The following is a 26,225-nucleotide window of genomic DNA, read 5'->3' as shown; positions in this document are numbered from 1 at the left end:
TTGGCGTGGCGCTCAAGCCACCTGGTAGCCTTCTTCCTCGATCGCGGCCCGCAGCGCCGCCGGGTCTGCGCTGCTGTCGACCACCACGCGGTTCTGGCCGCGATCGATCTGCACGCTGGCGTGGGCATCGATGCGTTGCACGGCTTGGGTCACGGCCTTTTCGCAGTGGCCGCAGGTCATTCCCTGGACTTCAAATACATGTTGCATAGCGCTCATTCCTGTGGATAACTTTTGGCGCCCGATGCGCCATGGAAGCCATGATGAACCTTAACACCATGAGAAGGTCAAGCACCGTAGTTATCCACATGTCCACAGGGCAGTAGGCTTGACCTTCACATGACGTCAAGGTTTAACCTCTGGGCCATGAATACCTCGTCGACTCCTCCTCCAGGCCCCACGCTCAGCGACGTGGACTTTGGCGTATCCGGCATGACCTGCGCCAGTTGCGTCGGCCGTGTCGAGCGCGCCCTGCAGCGCGTACCGGGCGTGGCGCAGGCCTCGGTCAACCTGGCGACCGAAAGCGTGCGCGTGCAGGTCAAGGCCGATGCCGGCCAGACCGCGGCGCAGACGCAGGCCCGGCTGATGCGCGCCGTGCGCGACGCCGGCTATGAGCCGCACCCGTTATCGGCCGACGGGCCGCCGCAGCAGGTCTCGGCCTGGGCAGGGTTCGGCCCGGTGGCGCTGGGCATTGCGTTGTCGCTGCCGCTGGTGCTGCCCATGGTCGGCATGCTCTGGGGCGCGCACTGGATGCTGCCGGCGTGGCTGCAGTTCGTGCTGGCAACACCGGTGCAGTTCGTGCTGGGCGCGCGCTTTTACAAGGCCGGCTGGCATGCGCTCAAGGCGGGCACGGGCAATATGGATCTGCTGGTGGCACTGGGCACTTCGGCGGGCTGGGGCCTGTCGATGTGGCTGTGGCTCACGGCACCGTCCGGCACCGAGCCGCATCTGTACTTCGAGGCGTCGGCGGTGGTGATCACGCTGGTGATGCTGGGCAAGTGGCTCGAAGGCCGCGCCAAGCGCCAGACCACCGAGGCCATCCGCGCGTTGCATGCGCTGCGCCCCGACACCGCGCACCTGCTGGGCCGCGATGGCGAGGTCGATGTGCCCGTGGCCGAAGTGATGCTCGGCGACCGCATCGTGGTGCGCCCGGGCGAGCGCATTCCCGTCGATGGTGTGCTGCGCGAAGGCCATACCCAGGTCGATGAGTCGATGCTGACCGGCGAACCGCTGCCGGTTTCACGTGAAACCGGCGATGCGTTGACCGGCGGCTCGATCAATGGCGAGGGCCGCATCGTGCTCGAGGTGCAGGCCGTCGGCAACGAGACCGTGCTGGCGCGCATCATCCGGCTGGTCGAGGATGCGCAGGCGGGCAAGGCGCCGATTCAGCGGCTCGTGGACAAGGTCGCGGCGGTGTTCGTGCCGGTGGTGCTGGGCATTGCGCTGGTCACGCTCGTGGGCTGGCTGCTGGCTGGCGCGCCCGCCGAAGAGGCGCTGATCCATGCGGTCGCGGTGCTGGTCATCGCCTGTCCCTGCGCGCTCGGGCTGGCCACGCCCACGGCCATCATGGCCGGCACGGGCGTGGCCGCGAAGCAGGGCATCCTGATCAAGGATGCGCAGACGCTGGAGCTGGCCCACCGCGTCGACACCGTGGCCTTCGACAAGACCGGCACGCTGACCCAGGGCAAGCCGCAGTTGACGCGCTTCATGGCGCTGCCCGGCACCGACGAGAATGCGCTGCTGGCACGCGTGGCCAGCGTGCAAAGCGGCAGCGAACATCCGCTGGCGCGTGCCGTGATGCAGGCCGCGCAGGCGCGGCAGCTGGAGGTCGCCACACCTGAGCAGGTGCGCGCCGTGGCAGGGCGCGGCACCGAGGGTCGGGCCCAGGGCAGCGAACTGCTGATCGGCAGCCTGCGCTGGATGCGCGAGCTGGAATTGCGCGGCCTGGATGCCGCACCCTGGGCCGAGGCCGCGGCGCAGTGGCAGCAGGACGGCGCGACGGTCTCGGCCGTCGCCGAGCGCAGCGCCCAGGGCCTCGAACTGCGCGCGTTGCTGGGCTTTGGCGATGAGCCCAAGCCCGGTGCGGCCGAGGCGCTGGCCGAACTCAAGGCCCGCGGTTTGCGCACCGTGATGGTCTCGGGCGACAACCGCGGCGCGGCGCAGGCGATGGCGCGGCGCCTGGGGCTTGACCCCGATCAAGGCGAGGTGCTGGCCGAGGTGCTGCCGGCCGACAAGGCCGCGCAGATTGCGCGCCTGCGCGATGCGGGCCAGGGCGGCCGCATCGTGGCCATGGTGGGCGATGGCGTGAACGACGCGCCCGCGCTGGCGGCGGCCGATGTCGGTATGGCCATGGGCAACGGCACCGACGTGGCCATGCACGCGGCCGGCATCACGCTGATGCGCGGCGACCCGCGGCTGGTGGCGCAGGCGCTGGACCTTTCGCGGCGCACCGTGGCCAAGATCCGGCAGAACCTGTTCTGGGCTTTTGCGTTCAACGTGGCCGGGATTCCGCTCGCGGCACTGGGCTATCTGAGCCCGGTGGTGGCCGGGGCGGCCATGGCCCTGAGCTCGGTGACGGTCATGACCAATGCCTTGTTGTTGAAAAAGACCGCATATACCCGCTAAACCATGGGCTACTTTTCTTCGACCTCTGGCAAACTGCAACATTTTGTTCCTGCGGAACTCCGCAGTTTGCCTGTCAGTGAGAGGACGATAGATCATGAATGTTTTGGTGCTCATGCGGATGGCCACCATCCGGATGCGGATGGTTGGCGCGATTGTGATGGTGCTGACGCTGCTCGCGCTGCTCGGCGGTGCGGGTATGTGGGGGATGCTGCGCATCCATGACATGAGCCAGCAGTTCATCGACCAGTCGCATACCAAGCTGCGCCACTTGGTGGACCTGCGCAAATCGATGGCCGATGTGCGCCTGGCCGAAAAGGACATGATCATCCAGTACGAGCGTCCCGAAGCGGTGCGCAAGGCCCAGGGCGAATGGAACCAGGGCCTCGAGAATGCGAAAAGCATTGGCGGCCGTTTCCTCACCGGCGGCGAGGACGCGGACAAGGCGCTGATCACCAGCGTGCTGGCGCGCCTGGACAGCTACAGCCAGAAGTTCCAGCATGTGGCGCGCCAGCTCGAAGCCGGCGGCTACGACACCGCGACCATTGCCAATCGCATGGGCGCCAACGCCATGGCCGAGTTTGCCGAGGCCGACAAGACCATGGTCGAGCTGGAAAAGCTGCTCAACAGCCAGGTGGACGCATTGATCGCGCAGGAGCAGGCCGTGGCCGACCAGACGCAGTGGCTGTTCGTGCTGGCGGTGGCGATTGCCATCCTGCTGGTGGTGCCGCTGACGCTGCTGAACATGGTCTCGATCTGCCGTCCGCTGGAGCGGGTGCGCGAGACCACGCGTGCGATCGCGCAGGGCGACCTGTCGCAGCGCACCGAGATCGTCGGCCGCGATGAAGTCGCCGAGCTGCAGCGCTCGCTGGAGGAAATGCAGGACGGCCTGAGCACCATGGTGCGCCAGGTGCGCGATGCCAGCGGCAACATTGCCACGGCCAGCCAGGAAATCGCTTCGGGCAACGAAGACCTGTCGGCGCGTACCGAGCAGACCGCGAGCAACCTGCAGGAAACCGTGGCCTCGCTGTCGCAGCTGACCTCGACGGTGCAGCAGACCGCCTCGTCTTCGCAGCTTGCCAACCAGCTCTCGGCCTCGGCTTCGGGCACGGCCACGCAGGGCGGCCAGATCGTGCAGCAGGCCGTGGTCAGCATGCAGGAAATCACCGCCTCGAGCCGCAAGATCGGCGACATCATCGGCCTGATCGATTCGATTGCCTTCCAGACCAACATCCTGGCGCTGAACGCGGCGGTGGAAGCCGCACGCGCGGGCGAGCAAGGCCGCGGCTTTGCCGTGGTGGCCGGCGAGGTACGCAACCTGGCCCAGCGCTCTGCGCAGGCCGCCAGCGAGATCAAGGCGCTGATCCAGAGCAGCGAACAGGCCGTGGGCGGCGGCGTGCGCCAGGTCGAGGATGCGGGCAAGGCCATGCAGGAGATCGTCAGCAGCGTGCAGCGCGTGGGCGACATCATTGGCGAGATCACCGCGGCCTCGGGCGAACAGTCGTCGGGCATTGGCCAGGTGAACCAGGCCGTGGGCGATATCGACCAGATGACGCAGCAGAACGCGGCGCTGGTCGAGCAATCGGCCGCGGCTGCGCAGTCGCTGCGCGAGCAGGCCGCACGCCTGGCCCAGGTCGTGAGCCAGTTCCGCCTGGCCAACGACACCGGCATGATGCGTGCCGCGGTCGGCTATGCCGCAGGCCAGACGCCGCAGTCGGCCCAGCCGGTCGAGCCGGCACTGGTGACGGCCGCGCCGAGCCGGCCGCTGATCAGCGCCTGAAGCAAAAAGCCCCCACGCTTCCCCACTGCGTGTGGGTCGCTGCCCCTATGCGGGCCACCCCAAGGGGGCGCATCTTGCCTTGGGCGGGGCCGGCCATCCGGCGGTCCGGCGGCAAAATAAAAAAGCCCATGGCCTCGCGGCCATGGGCTTTTTGCATTCTGCGGGCCTTACTTGGCGCCGTAGCGCGGGTAGTCCGTATAGCCCTTGGCGCCGCCGCCATAGAAGGTGCTCTGGTCCCAGGGCGCGAGCGGCAGGTCGTCGTGCAGCCGATGCACCAGGTCGGGGTTGGAGATGAAGGCCTTGCCGAAGGCCACGATGTCGGCATGGCCGCGGGCCACGGCGTCGATGGCAGCTTCGCGGTCGTAGCCGTTGTTGACCATCCATGCGCCCTGGCCGCCCGCGCTGCGGTAGGCCGATTGCAGCGCGGCATAGTCGAACGGGCGCTCGGGCAGGTCGCGCGGGCCGCCGGTCGCGCCTTCGATGATGTGCATATAGGCCAGGTCCAGCTTCGCGAGTTCGCGCACCACATGCTCGAACAGCGGCTGCGGATCATCGTCGACGATGTCGTTGGCGGGCGTCACGGGCGACAGGCGGATGCCGGTGCGCTCGCCGCCGATGGCATCGGCCACCGCACGCGTCACCTCGAGCAGCAGGCGCGCGCGGTTGGCGATGCTGCCGCCGTAGTCGTCGGTGCGCTGGTTGGCGCCGGTCTTGAGGAACTGGTCGAGCAGGTAGCCGTTGGCGGCATGGATTTCCACGCCGTCGAACCCGGCGGTCTGCACCGCGTTGCGCGCCGCGACCACGAAGCTGTGGACGATTCCCGGCAGCTCGGTGGGGTCGAGCGCGCGCGGCGCCGAGGTGGGCGCGAAATGGCCCTTGCCGGTCTCGGCGTCGATCAGATAGGTCTTGGATTTGGCCGTGATGGCCGACGGCGCCACGGGCGCCTGCTGGTCCGGCTGCAGCGATTCATGCGAGATCCGGCCCACGTGCCACAGCTGGGTCACGATGCGCCCGCCGGCTTCATGCACGGCATCGGTCACGCGCTTCCAGCCTTCGAGCTGCTCCGAGCCGTAGAGGCCGGGCACATCGGCGTAGCCCTGGCCCTGCTGGCTGATGGCCGTGGCCTCGCTGATCAGCAGGCCGGCGCTGGCGCGCTGCGCGTAGTAGGTGGCGGTCAGTTCCGTGGGAATGGCTTCAGGCGAGCGATTGCGCGTCAGCGGCGCCATGGCGATGCGGTTGGGCAATTGCAGCTTGCCGGCTTTGACAGGATCGAACAGGGTGGGCATGAAGTGCTTTCTTGCGTTGCGGACAAGCAAAAACCTTAGCAGACCTGGTTCATCCTGTCTGTCCGCTGTTCTTGGCGGACGGGGGAGGGGCGTGTTCCACGTGGAACAGAGGACAGGCCAAGAGGTCCTTTGACGGGCCTGCAATAAGCTCAGGCCCTTCGGCCGGGCCGCGCGGGCAAGCTCACGGCCAACGGGGGGGCGAGCCAACAGCCAAATCCCGTTCGTCCTGAGCCTGGCGCAGGGCTACCTGGCGAAGGATGAACGGCCTGCCCTCAAGCGAGCCCTTCGGAGTTATTTCTTCGCTTCGATCTTCAGCGCCGCCTGCACCGCTGGGCGCTGTTCCATGCGCTCCTGGAACGCGCGGATATTGGGCATGCCCGACAGATCGAGCCCGACAAATCCGCTCCAACGCGACACCGTGAAGAAATACGCATCGGCAACGCTGAACTGCTCGCCCAGCAGATAGCTCTTGCCGGCCAGCTGCCCGTCCACCCACTGCATGCGCTTGCTCAGGGCCGCCAGCGCGATCGGCTTGTAGTTCTCGGGCGTGTCCGGCTTGAACATCGGACCGAAGCCCTTGTGGATTTCGGTGCCGATGAAGTTGAGCCATTGCTGCAGCTGATAGCGCTCGAAGCTGCCGTTGGCCGGGGCCAGGTTCTTCTCGGGCGCCTGGTCGGCAATGTATTGCACGATGGCCGGGCCTTCGCGCAGGCGCGCACCGTTGTCGAGTTCGAGCACGGGCACATAGCCCAGCGGGTTGATGGTGTAGAAGTCGGTGCCATCGGCCAGCTGATGGGTCTTGGTGCTGGCCAGCACGGGTTCATAGGCCAGGCCCGATTCCTGCAGCACGATTTGCGGGGACAGCGAACAGGCGCCGGGGCTGTAGTAGAGCTTCATGGTTTTGCAATGGAGTGATGGACATTCCATGCTAACGCTGCGCCGCAGGCGCTGACCGCCGTCAGGCGGTTTTCAGGGTCGCCCGGGGACAGGCGGCGAAAAAAACGCAAAAGTGGGAAAATTGCGGGTTCTCCCGCAAGGATGGCTACAGGGGCCTTCCGCCGTGCGGGCCGGCGCAGGCGCGCTGCGAAAAGATTATGGGCCGGTGAACAAACCCCGGCCCCGGAGTTTTTGCATGTTGTATCCCCAAGAATTTGATGTCATCGTCGTAGGCGGAGGCCACGCCGGCACCGAGGCGGCGCTGGCGGCTGCCCGCATGGGCAGCAAGACGCTGCTGCTGACCCACAACATCGAGACGCTGGGCCAGATGAGCTGCAACCCGTCGATCGGCGGCATCGGCAAGGGCCATCTGGTCAAGGAAGTCGATGCGCTGGGCGGCGCCATGGCGCTGGCCACGGACGAGGGCGGCATCCAGTTCCGCATCCTCAACAGCTCCAAGGGCCCGGCCGTGCGCGCCACGCGCGCCCAGGCCGACCGCATCCTCTACAAGGCCGCGATCCGCCGCATGCTCGAGAACCAGTCGAATCTGTGGCTGTTCCAGCAGGCCGTCGATGACCTGATGGTCGAAGGCGAGCGCGTCGTCGGCGCCGTGACCCAGGTCGGCATCCGCTTTCGCGCGCGCGCCGTGGTGCTCACCGCCGGCACCTTCCTCGATGGCAAGATCCATGTCGGCCTGAACAACTACGCGGCCGGCCGCGCGGGCGACCCGCCGGCCGTGAGCCTGTCGGCGCGGCTCAAGGAACTGCAGCTGCCGCAAGGCCGGCTCAAGACCGGCACGCCGCCGCGCATCGACGGCCGCAGCATTGATTTCTCGCAGTGCGAGGAGCAGCCTGGCGACGGCATGCCCGGCGGCGTCAACGAAGGCGAGCTGCCGGTGTTCAGCTATATGGGCAACGCCGCCATGCACCCGCAACAGATGCCGTGCTGGGTCACGCACACCAACGAGCGCACGCATGACATCATCCGCTCGGGTTTCGACCGCAGCCCGATGTTCACCGGCAAGATCGAGGGCGTCGGCCCGCGCTACTGTCCCAGCGTCGAGGACAAGATCAACCGCTTTGCCGACAAGGACAGCCACCAGATCTTTCTCGAGCCCGAAGGCCTGACCACGCACGAGTACTATCCCAACGGCATCTCGACCAGCCTGCCGTTCGACATCCAGTACGAACTGGTGCGCTCGATGAAGGGCCTGGAGAACGCGCACATCCTGCGCCCGGGCTATGCGATCGAATACGATTATTTCGACCCGCGCTCGCTCAAGGCCAGCTTCGAGACCAAGCAGATCAACGGCCTGTTCTTCGCCGGCCAGATCAACGGCACGACCGGCTACGAAGAGGCCGCGGCGCAAGGCCTGTTTGCCGGCCTGAACGCGGCGCTGCAGGCGCGCGGCGACGCGCCCTGGACTCCGGGCCGCGACGAGGCCTACCTGGGCGTGCTGGTCGACGACCTGATCACCAAGGGCGTGACCGAGCCCTACCGCATGTTCACCAGCCGGGCCGAATTCCGGCTGCAGCTGCGCGAAGACAACGCCGACATGCGCCTCACGGAAACCGGCCGCCGCCTGGGCCTGGTCGACGATGCGCGCTGGGAGGCCTTCAGCCGCAAGCGCGAAGCCGTGGAGCGCGAGACCCAGCGCCTGAAGTCGACCTGGGTCAGCCCGCGCAACCTGCCGGCCGCCGAATCCGAGCGCGTGCTGGGCAAGGCCATCGAGCACGAATACAGCCTGTTCGAGTTGCTGCGCCGGCCCGATGTGAATTATCCACAGCTGGTGAGCCTTGACGGCGGCAAATACCAGTCGGCTGCTGTTTCACGTGAAACGCTGGGCGAACTGAGCGATTCGGTGATCGAGCAGGTCGAGATCGGCGCCAAGTACGCGGGCTATATCGACCGCCAGAAGGACGAGGTCGAGCGCGCCGCGCACCTCGAGCACCAGCGCCTGCCGGCCGACCTCGACTATCTGCAGGTCACGGCGCTGTCGTTCGAGGCGCGCCAGACGCTGCAAAAGCACCGCCCCGAAACCCTGGGCCAGGCCTCGCGCATCTCGGGCATCACGCCGGCCACGATCTCTCTGCTGATGGTGCACCTGAAGAAGGGCGGCTTCCGCGGCTTCGCGCAGAACGCCCAGGCCGCCAAGGGAGAGGCCGCATGAGCGCCACGCTGCGACCCACGCTGGAGCAGGGCATCGCGCAACTGGGCCTGGCGCTGACACCGGCCCAGGTCGATCTGCTGCTGGAGTTCCTGGCGCTGCTGCAGAAGTGGAACAAGGTCTACAACCTCACGGCCGTGCGCGATCCGCAGGAGATGCTGACCCATCACCTGCTCGACAGCCTGGCCGCTGTCGCGCCGCTGCAGCAGCATGTGCAGACCCTGCCGCGCGCCGAAGGCCAGCTGATTCCGCTGCTCGACGTCGGCTCGGGCGGCGGCCTGCCCGGCGTGGTGTTTGCGATCTGCTGCCCCGAGGTCGATGTGAGCTGCGTCGACACCGTGGCCAAGAAGGCCGCGTTCATCCAGCAGGCCGCGGTGAGCCTGAAGCTGCGCAACCTGCATGGCATCCATGCGCGCGTCGAATCGCTGACCCGGGCGCATGCCGTGGTCAGCTGCCGCGCGTTCGCCTCGCTGCCCGACTTCACCAGCTGGTCGCGCCCGGCCTTGGCCGATGACGGCGTCTGGTTCGCGATGAAGGGCAAATACCCGGCTGACGAGATTGCCGCGCTGCCCGCCGATGTGGACGTGTTCCACGTGGAACAGCTGCAGGTTCCGGCGCTCGATGCCGAGCGCTGCATCGTCTGGATGCGCAAGCTTTGATGCTTTTTGCCGACATGCGCAGCCTGTCGCGCGGCCGCCGCCGCTGCGCATTTTCCCGGCTCGCATAAACTCCAAGCTTTTGGAGCCGGGAAAGAACATGTTGGGCGTTGCTGATTACGGCGCGTTTGTCGCTGCCATTGTGCTGTTCCTGATGATTCCCGGCCCCGGCAATCTGGCGCTGATCACGTCGACGGGGCAGGGCGGGGTGCGCGCCGGCATGGCGGCCTGCGCCGGCGTCATTGCCGCCGACCAGGTACTGATGTGGCTGGCCGTGGCCGGCATGGCGGCGCTGCTGGCCGCGCATCCGGCGGCATTTGCGGCCCTGCAATGGCTGGGCGCGGCCTACCTGGCCTGGCTGGGTCTGCGCATGCTGCTGGCGCGTCCCGGCGCGGCGCCGGTGCTGAAGATGCAGCCGCACCATTACTTTCGCCAGGGCGCGCTGATCACCTTGCTCAATCCGAAGGCGATTGTTTTCTACATGGCGTTCTTTCCGCTGTTTGTCGACCCGGCAACGCACCAGGGCCTGCCGACCTTTGCGCTGATGGCGGCCACCGTGGCGGCGTTGACGCTGCTGTACTCGCTGGCCGTGGTCCTGCTCACGCGCTTGCTGGCCGACCGCCTGCGCGCCAACCCGCGCCTGGTGCAGATGCTGGAGAAAACCGCGGGCACCTTCCTCATCGGCTTCGGCATCAAGCTGGCCATTTCCAAATAAGTTATCCGAAAGCCCTATGGCCAAGATTTTCTGTATTGCCAATCAAAAGGGTGGCGTCGGCAAGACCACCACCTGCGTGAACCTCGCTGCGGGCCTGGCCAAGATCGGCCAGCGCGTGCTGCTCATCGACATGGACCCGCAGGGCAACGCCACCATGGGTTCGGGCGTGGACAAGCGCAGCCTCGAGCTCACGGTCTATGACGTGCTGCTGGAAAACGCCACGGTGCAGGAAGCCGCGGTGTTTTCCGAGAAGGTCGGCTACCACGTGCTGGGCGCGAACCGCGAACTGACCGGCGCCGAAGTCGAACTCGTGGCCCTCGACCGCCGCGACAAGCGCCTCAAGGGCGCGCTCGCGGCCGTCGATGCGGACTACGACTTCGTGCTGGTCGACTGCCCGCCCAGCCTGTCGATGCTCACGCTCAACGGCCTGTGCGCGGCCAATGGCGTGGTGGTGCCGATGCAGTGCGAGTACTTCGCGCTCGAAGGCCTGACCGACCTGGTCAACACCATCAAGCAGGTGCATGCCAACCTGAATCCGGACCTGCAGATCATCGGCCTGCTGCGTGTGATGTTCGACACCCGCACCACGCTGCAGCAGCAGGTCAGCGACCAGCTCAAGGACCATTTCGGCGACAAGGTGTTCAACACCGTGATTCCGCGCAATGTGCGCCTGGCCGAAGCGCCAAGCTACGGCGTGCCGGGCGTGGTGTTCGATCCGTCGGCCAAGGGCAGCAAGGCCTTTGTCGAATTCGCGCGCGAGATGGTGGAACGCATCAAGACGATGTGATGCCGGTGTCCGCGTTTTCCTCTTCCACCCCCGCACTCCTGCTGCTGCCCGATGGCGGGCTGCAGGCGTGCCAGGAGCCCTGGCTCGCGCACTGGCAGGCCCTGGGCCATGCGCGGCTCGAGCAGCATGACTGGCAGCGGCCGCTGCGCGGCGACTGGAGTGCGCGCCTGCAGGAGACGCTGGTCGATGCGCCGGCTCCCGTGGTGCTCGTGGCCAGCGGCCTGGGCTGCATCCTGGCGGCCTGGTGGGCCGCGCATTCGCCTGCCGCGGCCCAGGTGCGCGCCGCGCTGCTGATCGCGCCCGCCGACGTGGAACAGCCGGCCCTGCGCGAGCAACTGCCGGGGTGGGCGCCGATCGCGCTGCAGCCCCTGCCTTTTCCCAGCCTCGTCGTCGCGCGCACCCAGCCGGCGGGAAGCGCACAAGCCCTGGCCAGTGCCTGGGGCGCGGCCTTCATCGCGCAGGACGACCCCACGCCCGCCGCCGGCGACGCGCTGCTGCAAACCCTTTTGAAAGACTGAAGCCATGGTGACAAAGAAACCCAAGGGCCTGGGCCGCGGCCTGGAAGCATTGCTCGGACCCAAGGTCGAGGAGCCGGCGGCGCAGGCCGGCGCCGCCGCCACGCCGCATGAGTTGCGCCTCGAGCAGATGGTGGCCGGCCAGTACCAGCCGCGCACGCGCATGGACGAAGGCGCGCTGTACGAACTGGCCGAAAGCATCAAGGCGCAGGGCATCATGCAGCCGATCCTGGTGCGGCGCCTGGCCAAGGGTGCGAACGCCGGCCAGTATGAAATCATTGCCGGCGAACGGCGTTTCCGCGCGGCGCGCCTGGCGGGCCTGGAAAGCGTGCCGGTGCTGGTGCGCGAAGTCGCCGACGAGGCCGCGGCGGCGATGGCGCTGATCGAGAACATCCAGCGCGAGGACCTGAATCCGCTCGAAGAGGCGCAAGGCCTGGCGCGGCTGGTCAAGGAATTCGGCATGACGCACGAGCAGGCGGCGCAGTCCGTGGGCCGTTCGCGCTCGGCCGCATCGAACCTGCTGCGCCTGCTGAACCTGGCCGAGCCGGTGCAGGAGATGCTGATGGCCGGCGACATCGACATGGGCCATGCGCGCGCGCTGCTGGCGCTGGAGCGGGCCGAGCAGATCACGGCCGGCAACCAGATTGCCGGGCGCAAGCTGTCGGTGCGCGAAGCCGAGGCGCTGGTCAAGAAGATGGGCGAGGACTTTGGCGCCAAGCCCCCGGCCGGCAAGAAGGACAAGTCGCGCGACGTCAAGCGCATCGAGGAGGAGCTGTCGGACCTGCTGATGGCCCAGGTCGAGGTGCGCGTGAAGAAGCGAGTGCGCCGCCGCGGCAAGGTGCAGGACATGGGCGAGGTGTCGATACAGTTCGGCTCGCTCGAGGAACTCAACGGGCTGATCGAGCGCCTGCGCGGCTGATGCCGCGCGGCAATGTCCTTTCCATGACCACTTCCCTGCGCGACGATTTCTTCTGGCTCGGCCAGATCAACAAGGCCTCGGCCGTCATCAACACCGACGAAGGCCTGCTCGATCCGGCTGTCGCGCCGCGCATCGCGCGGGGCCTGCGCCAGCTGCTGGCGAATGCCGCCGAGCCCGGCGCCGCGCGGCCCAGCCTGGTCATCACTTTCGAGCCGCTGCTGATCCAGGCCGCAGGCGTCGAGGCGACGCTGCTGCATGCCGGGCGTTCCAGCCAGGACATGCTGGTGGCGGTGCGCCACGCGATCCTGCGCGACGCACTGCTGGACCTTGCCGGCCAGTTGCAGCAGACCGCGCAGCTGCTGGCAGGCATGGCGCGCCAGCACGCGGCAACCATCGTGCCGAACTACACCAATGGCGTGGCCGCCCAGCCCAACAGCTATGGCCACTATCTGCTGGGGCATGTGGCGGGCCTGCAGCGCGACGCGCAGCGGCTGCAGCAGACCTATGCGCGGCTGAACCTGTCGCCCATGGGCACCACGGTGCTCAACGGCACGGGCTGGCCGCTGAACCGCGAACGCATGGCCGCGTACCTGGGCTTCGATGGCATCGTCGACAACGCCTATGACGCGGGCCAGATCCATGGCGCCGAGATGCCGGTGGAGATCGGAAATCTGGTCAGCACCATGGCGCTGCATGTGGGCGCGTTCATCCAGGACGTGACGCTGCAATACGCGCAGGCACGGCCCTGGATCCTGCTGCGCGAAGGCGCGGGCAACACCTATGTCTCCAGCGCCATGCCGCAAAAGCGCAACCCGGGCCTGCTGATCGACACCCGCACCAAGGCCTCGCGCGTGCTGGCGCTGGCGGCCGGGCGCAGCTGGCACGCGCACAACATTCCGCCGGGCATGAACGATGCCAAGGTGGTTGCCGAGAATGTCGAAGTGCTGCGCTGCACCGGCGAGATGCTGGCCATGTTCGCGCGCATTCTCGACGGTCTCGAACTCAACGCTGCGCGCGCGCTCGAAGAGCTCAACAGCGACTGGACGGCCTCGCAGGAAGTGGCCGATGTGCTGATGCGCGAGCATGGCCTGCCGTTCCGCGTGGGCCACCATTTCGCGTCGGAAATGGTGAGCCATGCAAAGCAGCACGACATCCGGCCCAGCGACTTTCCGTACCGCGACGCGCAGGCCCTCTACGCGCAAACCATCGCCGGCGAAATGCCCGGCGGCAATGGCCTCTTTCCGCTGAGCGAGGCCGCCCTGCGCGCGGCCCTCGATCCGCTGGGCATCGTGCTCGGCCGCAGGACCCGCGGCGGGCCCCAGCCCGCCGAAATGCAGCGCATGCTGGACGCGGCCGAGGCCGATCTCGCGGCCCAGGCCGACTGGGTGCAGGCGCGGCGCCGCGAGGTCGATGCCGGCATGGCGCGGCTGGATGCCGACTTCGATCGGCTGGCCGCCGGCGCGGCCGGGTAGCGCGCGGAGTTACTGCGCGGCCAGGCGCGCGAAGTCGCGGTCGAGTTGCTGCATGGCGCCGTCGATGCGCTTGCGGCGCTCGGCAATCCACTGCGCCTCCTGCGCCAGCCGCTGCTGCGACGCACCGATCATGCGCGCCATTTCCCTGGGCTGCGGGCCGCCGGCCGTGACGCGGTTGTTCACGATGGCCACCGGGTCGAGCGTGGCGCGGAACTCGGCTTCGGACATCGGCAGGCGGCCGTTCTCGACGCCCATCTCATGCTTCACGGTGGCCGCGTAGAGGCGCTGCGCCTCGGCATAGGGGAACTCGCTGGGCTTGATGTCGCGCTCCTTGGCGAAGCCCACCACATCCGACGAGAAATGGTGGCCCACACGGAACGGCAGCTGGTATTTGCGCATCAGCACATCGGCGATTTCCTGCGATGCCGTCCAGTCCAGATTGAGTTCCTCGAGCGCGCGTTCGGGGCTCAGCACCAGGCCCTTGAGCACGCGGTCGAAGGACTGCAGCGTGGCCAGCGTGGCATCGACCACCGCCGTGGAATCGCGCGTCGGCTTGCTGTCGCTCATGCCCGGCGGAATGTTGTGCTGGGTGATCAGCCGGCCGATGCCCAGCGTCAGCACGCGCGAGGCGTTGCTGCGCGTGTCGTTGAGCAGGCCCGGATTGCGCTTTTGCGGCATGGCGCTCGAGACATAGGTGTTGCCATCGCCTTCGCGCAGCAGGATCCAGGGCCGCGGCTGCGCGTACTGCACCATCACGTCCTCGACGAACGCGCCCACATGCAGCGCGATGCTGGAGGCCACGGCGCCGATCTCCGCGGGCATTTCCGCGGCCAGGATCTGCGCGGCATCGTAGGCGTTGTCCACGGTCTTGGGATAGCCCAGGTACTGCGCCATGCGTTCGCGGTCGAGCGGCCAGCTGCTGCCGTTGAGCACCGTGGTGCCCATGGCCGACTGGTCCAGCCGCGCGAACGCTTCCTGCAGGCGCTGCGCGTCGCGGTCGAAGCCGGCCAGATGGCCCAGCAGATAGTGGCCGTAGCTGTTGGGCTGGGCGGCCACGCCATTGGTGTAGTTCGGCACGATGGTCGCGGCATGGGCCTGCGCCAGCTGCAGCAGCTGGGCGCGCGTGCTGCGCAGCTGCTGCGCCAGGCGCAGCAGGTTGTCGCGCTGGATGGCCGAGCGCACCGTGGCCAGCATGTCCTGGCTCGATCGCCCGGCGTGCAGCAGCGTGGCCTCGACGCCCGCGGCTTCGATCAGCAGCGGCTCGAAGGTGATCACCGAACCGGGCCGCTTGCCGCCCGGCGCATCGCCCGCGGCCAGCACGCTTTGCAGGCCCTTGGCGATGCGCGGCGCGGCGGCCTTGTCGAGCAGGCCCTGCTCGGTGTTGATCACCGCCGAGGCCTTGTTGATCTGGCCGAGCCAGTAGAAATCATCGCGTTTTGTCTCCTGCGCCAGCACGATCTGCGACAGCGTGGCCAGGCCCAGTGCGCACAGCGCGTGGGTGGCCCGGCGGAAATGGCGTTGGTGGTTTTTCAAAGCGTCTCCAGAGCTTGTTATGGATTTTTCAACGGGGCCGGCCGGCCCCGCTGCAGTGTCCCAGGCTTGGTGCTTTGGTGCCAATTGAAAATACATTGCGGCATGGGCCAGGGGAGTGCCTGGTCCCAATGCCCTGCGTTTCAGCAGGCGCGAGCTTCAGCAGGCGCGCGCTCAGCAGGCGCCGGCGCCGCACTGCAGCGCGGCAGCCGAACGCTGCGTGCGGCGCATGGCGAGAAACACCAGCCACAGCGCCAGCAGCGCAAAGGCCGCACCCGCATACATCACCGCGTCGTAGCCCCCGCCGGCGCTGAGCACCGCCGCGCCCACGGCCGCGCCAATCGCATTGCCGAAGTTGAAGGCACCGATGTTGACCGAAGACGACAGGCCTGGCGCCTCCACGGCCGCGCGCATCACGCGCATCTGCACCGGCGGCACCAGCCCGAACGCGGCAATGGCCCAGATGAACACGCCCGCAGCCGCGCCCGCCTGGCTTTGCGCGAGCCACGGGAAGGCCAGCATGCTGAGGGTGACCAGCGCCAGGAAGCCGATGAGGGTCTTGTCGATCGAACGGTCGGCGAGCTTGCCGCCCAGCGCGTTGCCAATGGTGAAGCCCACGCCGGACAGCGCCAGCATGCCGGTGATGAAGGCCGGCGAGGCCGCGCTGAAGGTCTTGAGCGCCGGGTTGATATAGGTGTAGAGCGAGAACATCGCCGCCGAGCCCAGCACCGTCGTCAGCAGGCCTTGCAGCACCGTGGGCCGGGTCAGCACCTTCCATTCCGCGCGCAGGTCCATGCGCGCGCCGCGCGTGCCCCTGGGCAGCGCGAACGCCAGCGAGGCCATGGCCAGCACGCCCAGCGCGCCGATCGCGGCAAACGACTCGCGCCAGCCCACGGCCTCGCTGATCCAGGTGGCGGCCGGCACGCCGCCGATGTTGGCGATGGTGAGGCCGGTGAACACCGCGGCCACGGCGCTGGCCTGCTTGTCGCGTGGCACCAGGCTGGCCGCGACCACGGTGCCGATGCCGAAGAACGCGCCGTGGTTCAGGCTGGTGATGACGCGCGCCAGCATCAGGCTGGCGTAGCCGGGCGCGAACGCCGACAGCAGGTTGCCGAGGGTGAAGATCGCCATCAGCAGGATCAGTGCCTTGCGCGGCGTCCAGCGCGACAGCAGTAGCGTCATGACCGGCGCGCCCAGCATCACGCCCATGGCATAGGCCGACACCAGCAGGCCGGCCGAGGGCACCGAGACCTGCAGGCCGTCGGCAATCGTCGGCAGCATGCCCATCGGGCCGAACTCGGTGGTGCCGATACCGAAGGCGCCGATGGCCAGTGCCAGCAGGGGAAGGGTTGCGCTGCGGCCATCGCTTGGCGATGCCGGGGAAGAAGAGGAGGGGGTGGAGGCGTGCATGAAATCTTGTGGTCCCGCTTGTGGCGGACTTGGTTGAACCCAGGGATTGCGGATTATCAGCAGCGCGACTTTTGCGAAAAAGGGTCTAATCTCGAAAACACTTTTGAATTTACTGCGAATATGCGCTTCACCCTCGAAGAGCTGACGGTGTTCCTGGCGGTCGTGGACACGGGCTCGCTGACCTCGGCTGCCGAACACCTGGGCCAGCCGGTTTCCACCACCAGCCGGCTGCTGGCGCGCCTTGAAGCCAAGGTCGAGACCACCTTGCTGCGGCGCACCACGCGGCGGCTGGACATCACCGACGAAGGCCATGGCTTCGCGCGCGATGCGCGCAGCATTCTCGAGGCGGTGCGCGTGGCCGAGGACGGGCTGATGCAGCGCCGCGAGCGCCTGGCCGGTCCGCTGTGCATCGATGCCTCCTCACCCTACATGCTGCATGTGCTGGTGCCGCTGATGCCGGGCTACAAGCAGCGGCATCCCGATGTGGACCTGGTGCTGACCAGCAACGAAGGCTTCATCGACCTGCTGGAGCGGCGCGTGGACCTGGCGATCCGCATCGGCGAACTCAAGGATTCAACGCTGCACAGCCGGCTGCTGGGGCATTCGCGGCTGCGGCTGCTGGCGAGCCCGGCCTATCTGAGCCAGCACGGCTGCCCGCATACGCCGCGCGAGCTGGCGCAGCATGCACGGCTAGGCTTCACGCAGCCCGATACCCTCAACGTCTGGCCGGTGCGCGGCGCCGATGGCCGGCTGATGCAGATCGAGCCAACGATTGCCACCTCCAGCGGCGAGACGCAGCGCCAGCTGGCGCTGCATGGCATGGGCATTGCCTGCATGGCCGATTTCATGACCGGAGCCGACCGCGCGCAGGGCCGGCTGGTGGAAGTGCTGGCCGAGGCCACGCAGCCCGTGGACCGCCCGGTGCAGGCGGTGTACTACCGGCAGTCGGCGGTATCGGCGCGCATTGCCTCGATGGTGAAGTACCTCAGCGAAGTGCTGCCGCCGCACCATTGAGCGCGCCGCTGCCGGATGAAAAAAGGGCTTCCGCAGAAGCCCTTTGTCCATTGCAGTGGCGGCTTACTTGCCGACCTTGAGCTGGCCGCCGCGGCCCAGTCCGCCCTTGACTTCCTGGGCCTTGTAGTTGCGCAGCGAAACGACCATCTTGTTGTACGCATCCATGAAGGCGGCGACCGTGGCCTTGCCTTCGGGCGTGCGCGAAAAGCCGCTCAGGCCGCCCGCCGCGCCGCCGCCGAACGCGCCCAGCGCCGCGCCGTAGTTGGTGGCCGTGGCGTTGCCCTCGGAGATCGACAGCTGCACGCCCGAACGGATGTCGAACATGGTCATCGTGACCACCGAGACCTTGCTTTGCAGCGAGCCGGCAATGGCACCGGCCGCGCCGCCGAACATGCTGCCCAGGCCGGCCGCGAGGCCGCCCACGGAATCGTTGTTGATGATGATGGCCGGCTCCAGATAGTAGTCGGCGGCCACGCGCTGGCCCTTTTGCTGCTTGGAGCCGGCGCGGAATTCGCCCGAGTTGCGCTGCTTGTCGGTGATCGCGCTGAGGCGGCTTTCGGTGCGGTTGTTGCCGATGGAGGTGATCACGAAGCAATTCGACTGCTGCACCGCGAGGCGGATCAGCGGCTCGATGTTGGTGACCTGGGTGGCCTGGCCGAAGCTGGCAAACCACTCCTTGCCGCGGCCGTCGTCGACGGCGATGGTGCCCAGCGGCGCATCGCAGCGCTCGAGCGATTCGTTGGCGTTGACGCTGGTGGCGCCACCGGCGGCGCCGCTGGCCGCCGTGGGGGCGTTGCCCGCGGTCAGCATGCCGCCGCCGGGCGTGACGCAGCCGGACAGCAGCAGTGCGGAGGCAAGCGTGGCGAGGCTCAGGGAAATCTTGGACATGGAAATTCTCGGTGGATGGAAACAGTGGAAGGGCCGCTGCGGCGCGGCCCGGTGGATGGCGGGGCGCCAGGCGGTCAGTAGAGGATCCAGCCCGCGCCGCCCCAGTACCAGTAATAGGGCGCGGCCGCGTACCAGCGGCCCCAGGCGCTGCGTTCGGCCGCGCGGACCTGGTAGCCGGCCTGGGCATCGCGCTTGGCGGCCTGGGCTTGCGGCAGCAGCCGGCCCGCCTCCTTGTTGCCCTGGGCGGCGGCGCGCCCGAGCCAGGCTTCGGCTTCGGCGGGATCGGGGCCCATTTCCTCCAGGCCCTGCAGGTAGATGCGGCCCAGCGCCAGCTGCGCGGCCACCAGCCCGTGGTCGCCGGCCTGGCGCAGCCATTCGATGGCCTGGAAGCTGTCGCGCGCCACACCGTCGCCGCGCAGCAGGCGCAGGCCCAGGTCGTAGGCGGCCTTGGGATCCTGCGCCGCCAGGCGGCTCAGCGCCTCGAGGCGCCGTTCGGCCGCGGCATCCGCGGCTGGTGGTTGCCAGCGCTGGTGGCTGCGGTGCTGGTCGACGCAGCGGCTGCCTTCGCAGACCCGCACTGTGTCGCTGGCAGGCGCGAGCTGCTCGGCAGGCGTGTGCGCCGCGCAGCCGAGCAAGGCCAGCGCGGCTGCGGGCCATAGCAATAAAGCCCTGTGCATGAACAGAGTCCCCCCTCATGGTTTTGGTTTTTTCCGAAGGGGGGATTCTTGTGAATTCGGGCCAGGAATGCACACTTATTTGCTTCTGGACACCTTTTGCGACGAATTCCCATTTTTTGCCAGCAAAGGCTGGCGGTCCTTCAGCGCCCAGAGGATTGCAGTTGGTGCTGGCCCAGAAAGGCAGCGGCCGTCATGCCCACGCTGCGCCGCACCATGGCGCTGAAGGCGCTGGGCGTGTAGCCCAGTTCCGCGGCAATGTGCGCGATCGGCAGGTGCTGCGCGGCCAGCGCCACCGCATGCGCCAGCACCACCTGCTGGCGCCACTGCGTGAAGGTGCAGCCCAGTTCGCTGCGGAACAGCCGCGCCACGGTGCGCAGGCTGGCGCCGGTGTCGAGCGCCCACTGCTCCAGGCCCGCATGGCGCGTGGGATCGTCGAGCACGGCTTCGCACAGGTGCTGCAGCCGCTTGTCGCGCGGCAGCACGATGCCCAGGCGCATCACCTCGGCGCGGCGCATTTCATCGCAGACCAGCGCGCTCAGATGGTGCTCGCGCTCCAAGGCCTCGGGCGCGAGCGGCGCATCGGCATCGCTGTCGGTGCTGAGTTCGCGCACCAGTGCGCGCAGCAGCTCCGAAGCCTGCAGCACGCGGCATTGCTGCCAGGCCGGCTGGTCCATCCAGGCGGCCTGCGCCCCGGCGCCGGCGCGTGCCGGCAGGAAGTACAGCGTGTAGAGCTTTGCGGTTTCCACCATGGTCACCGCGTGCGGCAGGCCCGCGGGCACCCAGATGGCGCGGCTGGGCGGCACGATGTAGGTGGCGTGGTCCAGCGACAGGCGGATCACGCCGCCCATGGAGATCGCCATCTGCGCCCAGGGATGGCTGTGCGGCGCGACCTGGGTGTCGCGGCGCAGTTCGCGCATCTTGGAGCGCACGGGCCGCTGCGCGCTGGGCTGGTACAGATGCGGGTCGAGCAGCGGCACATAGGAGAGCGCGCGCAAGGCCTTGCGTCCGGCGGCGGACGGGAGCGGAGGCACAGGCAGTTTTGGCATCTTGGCGACAGTTTTTGGCAGTCTATCGCATACAGGCCGCGCCGCTCTTGCCTAAGATGGCCGCATGAATGCTTCTCCGTCCCTTTCGGCGCCGGCTGCTGCCGGCGTGCCGCTGCGCCAGGATGCGCGCACCATTGGCTTGATCGGCCTGGCCCATGGTTCCTCGCACTTCTTCCACCTGCTGCTGCCGCCGCTGTTTCCCTGGCTGATTGCCGATTTCGGCTACAGCTATTCCGAGCTGAGCGTGCTGCTGTCGGTGTTTTTCGTGGTGTCGGGCGTGGGCCAGGCGCTGTCGGGCTTTCTCGTGGACCGCGTGGGCGCGCGCCCGATCCTGTTTGCCGCGCTGACCAGCTTTGCCGTCGCGGGCGTGATTGCGAGTTCCGCCACCGGCTACGCCATGCTGCTGCTGGCCTCGGTGTTCGCGGGCCTGGGCAATGCGCCGTTCCACCCGGTGGATTTCACCATCCTCAACAAGCGCGTGTCGGCGCCGCGCATCGGCCATGCGTTCTCAGTGCATGGCATCTCGGGCAACCTGGGCTGGGCGCTGGCGCCGGTGTTCATGGCCGGCATCACCACCGCCACGGGTTCGTGGCGCACGGCCTGCCTGTGCGGCGCGGCGCTCGCGGCCATCGTGCTGGTGGTCATGGTGCTCAACCGCGACGCGCTCGACGACCGCAAGCCGCTGGTCCAGCCCGATGCCGCGACGCGCGCCGCGGCCGCGGCCAATGCGCCGACCGAGCATCCGATGGCATTCCTGCGCCTGCCTTCGGTCTGGCTGTGCTTCTCGTTTTTCTTCTGGAGCACCTGCGCGCTCAGCGCCATCCAGAGCTTCGCCAGCCCGGCGCTGCAGTCGATGTACGGCCTGCCACTGAGCCTCACGGCGCTGGTGGCCACGGGCTACATGCTGTGCGGTGCGGCCGGCATGCTGATCGGCGGTTTCCTGGTCGGCCGGGTGCAGCGGCTGGAAAAGCTGATTGCCATCAGCCTGCTGGCTTCGGCCGTGCTGCTGGCGATCGTCGGTGCGGGGCTGCTGCCGGGCTATCTGGCGCTGTTCGTCGCGGCGGTGGCGGGTTTCGGCACGGGCATCGCCGGGCCGTCGCGCGACATGCTGATCAAGAAGGCCGCGCCCCCGGGCGCGACGGGCCGGGTCTATGGCACGGTCTATTCCGGGCTGGATCTGGGCTTTTGCCTGGCGGCGCCGGTGTTTGGCGCGATGCTCGATGCGCAGGTCTATGGCGGGGTGTTCTTCGGCTCGGCCACGGCGCTGGCGCTGAGCGTGGTGTCGGCGGCATTCGTGGGGCAGAAGGTGGCGCAGAAGTACGCTGCGGCTTGAGCCAGAATTCCGTAGCGGGTCAATTCAGGCGACATCCAGGACGAATTCAACGACATGCCCTTGCAGGGGACAGGAGCCGGGTTTCGGCCCGGCAGCCGACTCACTTTTCTTGCTCGCACAAGAAAAGTAAGCAAAAGAATGCGGCCCTGCTGTCTGCGTCCCTGCGCTTCGCTCCGGGCAACCTGCCGTGCTCGGTCCCGGGCTGCACCGCGGAACTCGCTACGCGCCTGCGGCTAGGCGCCCCCGGCGCTGCGCTCGGACAACCGCGGTGAGTCAGTTTACGAAACAGGTGTGTCCTTCGGCACACCTGCCAGCCCGGGCCCTGCGCGCGGCAGGCGCAGACAGAAGGGCGGGGCCCGGGGCCCGGATAGCTTCTTTGGGCGTGGGCGGCTTTGGCCTTGCCGATGGCCGCCAGCCCATTGACGTTTTACAGCGTGAAGATCTTCCCCGGATTGAGGATGTTCTTTGGGTCCAGCGCGCGTTTGATGGCGCGCATCATGTCGATGGCGCCGGTGCCGGTTTCGTCGACCAGGAAGTCCATCTTGTGCAGGCCGATGCCGTGTTCGCCGGTGCAGGTGCCGCCCAGGCGCAGCGCGCGGTTGACCAGCTGGTGGTTCAGGGTCTCGGCTTTTTCGGCTTGCTCGGGCTGGGTCGGGTCGAGCAGGTAGCCGAAGTGGAAATTGCCGTCGCCGACGTGGCCGACGAGGAAGTAGGGGATGCCGCTGGCATCGGCTTCGGTGATCGAATCCAGCAGGCAGTCGGCCAGGCGGCTGATGGGCACGCAGGTGTCGGTGCTGATGGCGCGGCAGCCGGGCACGGAGCTCACGGCGGCGAAGTAGGCGTTGTGGCGCGCGGTCCACAGGCGCGTGCGCTCCTCGGGCGTGCTGGCCCATTCGAAGGACTGGCCACCGAACTCGCTGGCGATGTCCTGCACCGTCTCGGCCTGCTCCTTGACGCTGGCCGGCGTGCCGTGGAATTCCATCAGCAGCATCGGCTCCTCGCGCAGCGTGGTCTTGCTGTAGTTGTTGACCATGCGCACCGAATTCGCATCGAGCAGTTCCACGCGCGCGATCGGCACGCCCAGCTGGATGGTCTGGATCACCGTGCGCACCGCGGCTTCGATGCTGGGGAAGGAGCAGACCGCGGCCGAGACGGCTTCGGGCAGCGGGTACAGGCGTACCGTGACTTCGGTGATGATGCCCAGCGTGCCTTCGCTGCCGACCATCAGGCGCGTGAGGTCGTAGCCGGCGCTGCTTTTCTTGGCGCGCGTGCCGGTGCGGATCACTTCGCCGCTGGCGGTGACGACTTCCAGCGCCAGCACGTTCTCGCGCATGGTTCCGTAGCGCACGGCGTTGGTGCCGCTGGCGCGCGTGGCGGTCATGCCGCCGATGCTGGCGTCGGCGCCCGGGTCGATGGGGAAGAACAGTCCGGTGTCGCGCACGGCTTCGTTGAGCTGCTTGCGCGACAGGCCGGGCTGCACCGTCACGGTGAGGTCCTCGGCGTTGACGCTGAGCACGCGGTTCATGCGGCTCACATCGAGACTGATGCCGCCCTGCACGGCCAGCAGGTGGCCTTCGATGGACGAACCCGCGCCATACGGAATGACCGGCACCTCATATTCGCTGGCCAGCTTCACGGCGTCGGCCACGTCCTGGGTGCTTTCGGCAAACACCACGGCGGCGGGCGGCGGCGCCTGCAGCGCGCCTTCGTCGCGGCCATGCTGCTCGCGCACGGCCAGGGATTGCGAGCACTGGGCGCCAAAGCGCGCCACCAGGGCGTCGAGAAAAGCGGCAGACACCGGGCGGGGCGCCGTGGCGGGCAGCAGGTGCTGGGCAGCGATGGGTGAATTCATGGGGAGCCTCTTGATCGGTCTGAAAGAATACCATCCACACCCACCGCCTGCTGCTCCGCTGCCGCACTCCCTGCCTGGCGTCACGGAGAATGGACAGCAAGCCATTCTGGAGGAATTCCCATGGGCAACCGCCTGACACAGATCGCCACGCGCACCGGAGACGACGGCACCACCGGCCTGGGCGACAACACCCGCGTCTCGAAGCACAGCGGCCGCCCGCATGCGATGGGCGACGTCGACGAACTCAACTCGCATCTGGGCCTGCTGCTGTGCGAGCCGCTGCCGCAGGACGTGCGCGAACTGCTGGTCGATGTCCAGCACCAGCTGTTCAACCTGGGCGGCGAGCTGTCGATCCCGGGTTTCGAGCTGCTCAAGGACGACGCCCTGCTGCAGCTCGACAATGCGCTCGCGCACTACAACGCACAGCTGCCGCGGCTGCAGGAGTTCATCCTGCCTGTGGGCACGCGCGCCGCGGCGCAGGCCCATGTCTGCCGCACCGTGGCGCGCCGCGCCGAGCGCATGGTGGTGGCGCTGGAGCAGGCCGAGGCGATGCGGCCCGCGCCGCGCCAGTACCTGAACCGCCTGTCCGACCTGATGTTCGTGCTGGCGCGCGTGCTCAACCGCATGCAGGGCGGCGACGACGTCTACTGGAAGAGCGAGCGCCTGAAGGCGCAGGGCGAAGGCGGCGCCTGACGCGGGCCGCGCATCATCGGCCCGCCACGGGCTCCATGCCCGTGCTGCGCACGATCGGCGCGGCGGCCGGTGCCGCGAGAAAGCGTATCAAATGCCGTGCGAGCTCCGGCTCGCGCGCTCCGACCGCGACGCCCGCGGAAAAGAACACGCGCTGCTGCACTTCATCGGGCAGCGGACCGACGAACTCCAGCTCCTTGAAGGGCAGCAGCTCGCTGACCTGCTGGAAACCGATCTCGGCATCGCCGCGCAAGACCACGGCCCCGACGCGTTCGCTGTAGATCTTGCGGGCTTTGGTCTGCATCTGCTCGGCCACCCCCAGCCGCGGGAACAGCTCGTTGACGAGGTAGGTGCCGCTGGCGCTGGCGGAATAGGCGACGCTCTTGGCGTCAAGCAGTGTCTGGCGCAGTGCCGCGACACTGCCGATGTCGGGCTTGGGCGTGCCCTTGCGCACGCTCATGCCTATCATCGAGCGCGCCAGATCCACGTGGCTTCCCGCCTGCACCTTGCCCTGCGGCACGAGTTGGTCCAGCGCCGAGTCGGCCAGGATCACGACGTCGAACTGCTCGCCCCGGGCCATGCGGCTGGGGATGGAGTCGGGCGCATTGCCGATCGAGGCCCCGCGTGCCGTCACCACCGTATGGCCCGTGGCCTGCTCATACAGCGGCACCAGCTGGTCGTAGGCCGCGGAAAAACCGCCCGAGGTGACCACGCGGATTTCCGCGGCGTGCACGGCCCAGGGGGCGGTGGCGGCCAGGCTCAGAGCCGTGCCCAGCAGGGCGGACAGGACGCGGCGGCGCAGCCGCAGCGAGGGTTTCGGGGTCGAGAGGAAGGGCAGCATGCGGTGTCTCCGATGTTGTTCTTGGCCGGCTGGGAAATGTGGGCTCAGTCGGCGCTGAGCTTGCGTTCACGGATGATCCGGCCCCATTTGCCGTACTCGGTGGCGATGAACTTGCCGAGCTCCTCGCGGCTCGTCGGCGCGGCGGTCTGGCCGTGCTTGAGCAGGTTGTCGCGCACCTCGGGATTGTTCAGGACCTTGACCAGTTCGGCATTCCAGCGCTCGAGCAGGGGCGTCGGGGTCTTCGCCGAGGCCACGAAGGCATACCAGTTGGTCGCATTGAAGCCGGGGTAGGTCTCGGCCACCGTGGGCACGTTCGGCAGATAGGCCGGACGGGTCAGTCCGGTGGTCGCCAAGGGGATGAGCTTGCCGCTCTCGATGTGCGGCAGGGCGGTGGGCGGCGCGGCGTAGAACGCGGTCACGCGGTTGCCCAGCACGTCCTGCAGGGCTGGCGCGCCGCCCTTGTAGGGCACATGCAGGGTATCGATCCTGGCAATGTCATTGAGCAGTTCGCCAGCCAGATGGGCCGCCGAGCCCGGGCCGGTGGAGGCGAAGTCCAGCTTGCCCGGTTCGCGTTTGGCCTTGGCCACGAACTCGGCCAGCGTCTTGATGCCCGTGTCGGCAGGCACCACCAGCACGTTGGGGAAGGTCACGCCCATGGTGATTGGCGCCAAGTCCTTGAGCGGGTCGTAGCCGACCTTCATGAAGTGCGGCGAGATGCTCAAGGGGCCGATGGAGCCGAACAGCAGCACCGAGCCATCCGCCGGGCCCTTGGCCACCTGCGCATGCGCCAGATTGCCGCCCGCGCCCGGCTTGTTGTCGACCACGACCGACTGGCCGATGTTCTCGCCAAGCTTCTTGGCGATCACGCGCGCCGCGATGTCCGCGGAGCCGCCGGCGGCGAAACCCACGACCATCGTGACGGGCTTTTTGGGCGGAAAATCCTGTGCCTGGGCGCTGCAAAGGGCCATGGAAAGACCGGCCACCAGGGTGGTGGCCACGAACAAGGAACGTCGCTGCATGTTGTCTCCGGGATCTGCCTGGCCGCTGGCCGGCTCTGTGAAAGTTCGCCATCCTATGCAGCGGCTACTATTC

The 26,225-nt window shown here is 67.9% G+C and carries 23 protein-coding genes; 12 read left to right on the top strand and 11 right to left on the bottom strand.

Annotated features, from left to right (window positions below):
- Positions 1-12: 12 nt before the first annotated feature.
- A complete protein-coding gene (locus HUK68_RS18995) occupies positions 13-207 on the bottom strand; it encodes a heavy-metal-associated domain-containing protein (protein WP_175505613.1) in 195 nt (64 codons plus the stop codon).
- A 156-nt stretch (positions 208-363) separates the two neighbouring features.
- Here HUK68_RS18995 and HUK68_RS18990 point away from each other — a divergent pair, with 156 nt between their 5' ends.
- A complete protein-coding gene (locus tag HUK68_RS18990) occupies positions 364-2,622 on the top strand; it encodes a heavy metal translocating P-type ATPase (protein ID WP_175505612.1) in 2,259 nt (752 codons plus the stop codon).
- 94 nt (positions 2,623-2,716) lie between these two features.
- Positions 2,717-4,399: a methyl-accepting chemotaxis protein gene (locus HUK68_RS18985; protein ID WP_175505611.1), complete on the top strand. Its 1,683-nt coding sequence runs from the start codon at positions 2,717-2,719 to the stop codon at positions 4,397-4,399.
- Positions 4,400-4,566: 167 nt separating this feature from the next.
- Here HUK68_RS18985 and HUK68_RS18980 read toward each other — a convergent pair whose 3' ends face one another.
- Together HUK68_RS18980 and gstA are read right to left on the bottom strand one after the other, a co-directional pair.
- Entirely contained in the window at positions 4,567-5,685 is a 1,119-nt protein-coding gene (locus HUK68_RS18980) for an alkene reductase (RefSeq protein WP_175505610.1), read from the bottom strand.
- Between the two features lie 291 nt (positions 5,686-5,976).
- Positions 5,977-6,582, bottom strand: coding sequence for a glutathione transferase GstA (gstA, locus tag HUK68_RS18975; protein ID WP_175505609.1), 606 nt, complete (start codon positions 6,580-6,582; stop codon positions 5,977-5,979).
- Positions 6,583-6,817: 235 nt separating this feature from the next.
- Here gstA and mnmG point away from each other — a divergent pair, with 235 nt between their 5' ends.
- From mnmG to HUK68_RS18940, 7 genes are all read left to right on the top strand, one after another.
- A complete protein-coding gene (gene mnmG, locus HUK68_RS18970) occupies positions 6,818-8,791 on the top strand; it encodes a tRNA uridine-5-carboxymethylaminomethyl(34) synthesis enzyme MnmG (RefSeq protein ID WP_175505608.1) in 1,974 nt (657 codons plus the stop codon).
- Positions 8,788-9,447: a 16S rRNA (guanine(527)-N(7))-methyltransferase RsmG gene (gene rsmG, locus HUK68_RS18965; RefSeq protein WP_175505607.1), complete on the top strand. Its 660-nt coding sequence runs from the start codon at positions 8,788-8,790 to the stop codon at positions 9,445-9,447. Before mnmG ends, rsmG begins: the two co-directional genes overlap by 4 nt.
- 97 nt (positions 9,448-9,544) lie before the next feature.
- Positions 9,545-10,159: a LysE family translocator gene (locus tag HUK68_RS18960; RefSeq protein WP_175505606.1), complete on the top strand. Its 615-nt coding sequence runs from the start codon at positions 9,545-9,547 to the stop codon at positions 10,157-10,159.
- Positions 10,160-10,175: 16 nt separating this feature from the next.
- Positions 10,176-10,946 carry a ParA family protein gene (locus tag HUK68_RS18955; protein ID WP_175505605.1) on the top strand — a complete coding sequence of 257 codons (771 nt, stop codon included), beginning with the start codon at positions 10,176-10,178 and terminating at the stop codon, positions 10,944-10,946.
- 5 nt (positions 10,947-10,951) lie between these two features.
- On the top strand, positions 10,952-11,464 hold the full coding sequence (locus tag HUK68_RS18950) for an RBBP9/YdeN family alpha/beta hydrolase (RefSeq protein WP_434082450.1): 513 nt from the start codon (positions 10,952-10,954) through the stop codon (positions 11,462-11,464).
- A gap of 4 nt (positions 11,465-11,468) precedes the next feature.
- A complete protein-coding gene (locus tag HUK68_RS18945) occupies positions 11,469-12,380 on the top strand; it encodes a ParB/RepB/Spo0J family partition protein (protein ID WP_175505603.1) in 912 nt (303 codons plus the stop codon).
- 23 nt (positions 12,381-12,403) lie between these two features.
- On the top strand, positions 12,404-13,852 hold the full coding sequence (locus HUK68_RS18940; RefSeq protein WP_244146209.1) for a lyase family protein: 1,449 nt from the start codon (positions 12,404-12,406) through the stop codon (positions 13,850-13,852).
- A gap of 9 nt (positions 13,853-13,861) precedes the next feature.
- On the opposite strand, the gene HUK68_RS18935 is transcribed toward HUK68_RS18940, so the two are convergent.
- Together HUK68_RS18935 and HUK68_RS18930 are read right to left on the bottom strand one after the other, a co-directional pair.
- Positions 13,862-15,481, bottom strand: coding sequence for an argininosuccinate lyase (locus tag HUK68_RS18935; RefSeq protein WP_175505601.1), 1,620 nt, complete (start codon positions 15,479-15,481; stop codon positions 13,862-13,864).
- A 75-nt stretch (positions 15,482-15,556) separates the two neighbouring features.
- Positions 15,557-16,792 carry an MFS transporter gene (locus HUK68_RS18930; protein ID WP_175505600.1) on the bottom strand — a complete coding sequence of 412 codons (1,236 nt, stop codon included), beginning with the start codon at positions 16,790-16,792 and terminating at the stop codon, positions 15,557-15,559.
- Positions 16,793-16,912: 120 nt separating this feature from the next.
- Here HUK68_RS18930 and HUK68_RS18925 point away from each other — a divergent pair, with 120 nt between their 5' ends.
- On the top strand, positions 16,913-17,806 hold the full coding sequence (locus HUK68_RS18925; protein ID WP_175505599.1) for a LysR family transcriptional regulator: 894 nt from the start codon (positions 16,913-16,915) through the stop codon (positions 17,804-17,806).
- A 63-nt stretch (positions 17,807-17,869) separates the two neighbouring features.
- On the opposite strand, the gene HUK68_RS18920 is transcribed toward HUK68_RS18925, so the two are convergent.
- The 3 genes from HUK68_RS18920 to HUK68_RS18910 all read right to left on the bottom strand — a co-directional run bounded on the left by HUK68_RS18920 (position 17,870) and on the right by HUK68_RS18910 (position 20,417).
- Complete coding sequence (locus HUK68_RS18920; RefSeq protein ID WP_175505598.1) at positions 17,870-18,694, bottom strand: hypothetical protein; 825 nt, start codon at positions 18,692-18,694, stop codon at positions 17,870-17,872.
- Positions 18,695-18,768: 74 nt separating this feature from the next.
- Entirely contained in the window at positions 18,769-19,371 is a 603-nt protein-coding gene (locus tag HUK68_RS18915; RefSeq protein ID WP_175505597.1) for a tetratricopeptide repeat protein, read from the bottom strand.
- A gap of 140 nt (positions 19,372-19,511) precedes the next feature.
- Positions 19,512-20,417 (bottom strand): AraC family transcriptional regulator, encoded by a 906-nt coding sequence (locus HUK68_RS18910; RefSeq protein ID WP_175505596.1) that lies wholly within the window; start codon positions 20,415-20,417, stop codon positions 19,512-19,514.
- Between the two features lie 64 nt (positions 20,418-20,481).
- On the opposite strand from HUK68_RS18910, the gene HUK68_RS18905 reads away from it, so the two are divergent.
- On the top strand, positions 20,482-21,750 hold the full coding sequence (locus HUK68_RS18905) for an MFS transporter (protein WP_175505595.1): 1,269 nt from the start codon (positions 20,482-20,484) through the stop codon (positions 21,748-21,750).
- 427 nt (positions 21,751-22,177) lie between these two features.
- Here HUK68_RS18905 and HUK68_RS18900 read toward each other — a convergent pair whose 3' ends face one another.
- The gene (locus HUK68_RS18900; RefSeq protein WP_175505594.1) at positions 22,178-23,602 is read right to left on the bottom strand and encodes an FAD-binding oxidoreductase; all 1,425 of its coding nucleotides are present in this window, start codon (positions 23,600-23,602) and stop codon (positions 22,178-22,180) included.
- A gap of 120 nt (positions 23,603-23,722) precedes the next feature.
- Here HUK68_RS18900 and HUK68_RS18895 point away from each other — a divergent pair, with 120 nt between their 5' ends.
- Positions 23,723-24,295 (top strand): cob(I)yrinic acid a,c-diamide adenosyltransferase, encoded by a 573-nt coding sequence (locus tag HUK68_RS18895; protein ID WP_175505593.1) that lies wholly within the window; start codon positions 23,723-23,725, stop codon positions 24,293-24,295.
- A 13-nt stretch (positions 24,296-24,308) separates the two neighbouring features.
- Here the strand turns inward: HUK68_RS18895 and HUK68_RS18890 are convergent, their stop codons facing one another.
- Entirely contained in the window at positions 24,309-25,133 is an 825-nt protein-coding gene (locus HUK68_RS18890; RefSeq protein WP_175505592.1) for a substrate-binding domain-containing protein, read from the bottom strand.
- Between the two features lie 44 nt (positions 25,134-25,177).
- A complete protein-coding gene (locus HUK68_RS18885; RefSeq protein ID WP_175505591.1) occupies positions 25,178-26,152 on the bottom strand; it encodes a Bug family tripartite tricarboxylate transporter substrate binding protein in 975 nt (324 codons plus the stop codon).
- Positions 26,153-26,225: the final 73 nt, after the last annotated feature.

This window comes from Comamonas antarctica (genome assembly GCF_013363755.1).
In the GTDB taxonomy this organism is placed as follows: domain Bacteria; phylum Pseudomonadota; class Gammaproteobacteria; order Burkholderiales; family Burkholderiaceae_C; genus Comamonas; species Comamonas antarctica.
Note: the sequence above shows the minus strand (reverse complement) of the source record. Positions and strands in the feature narration are given on the sequence as shown.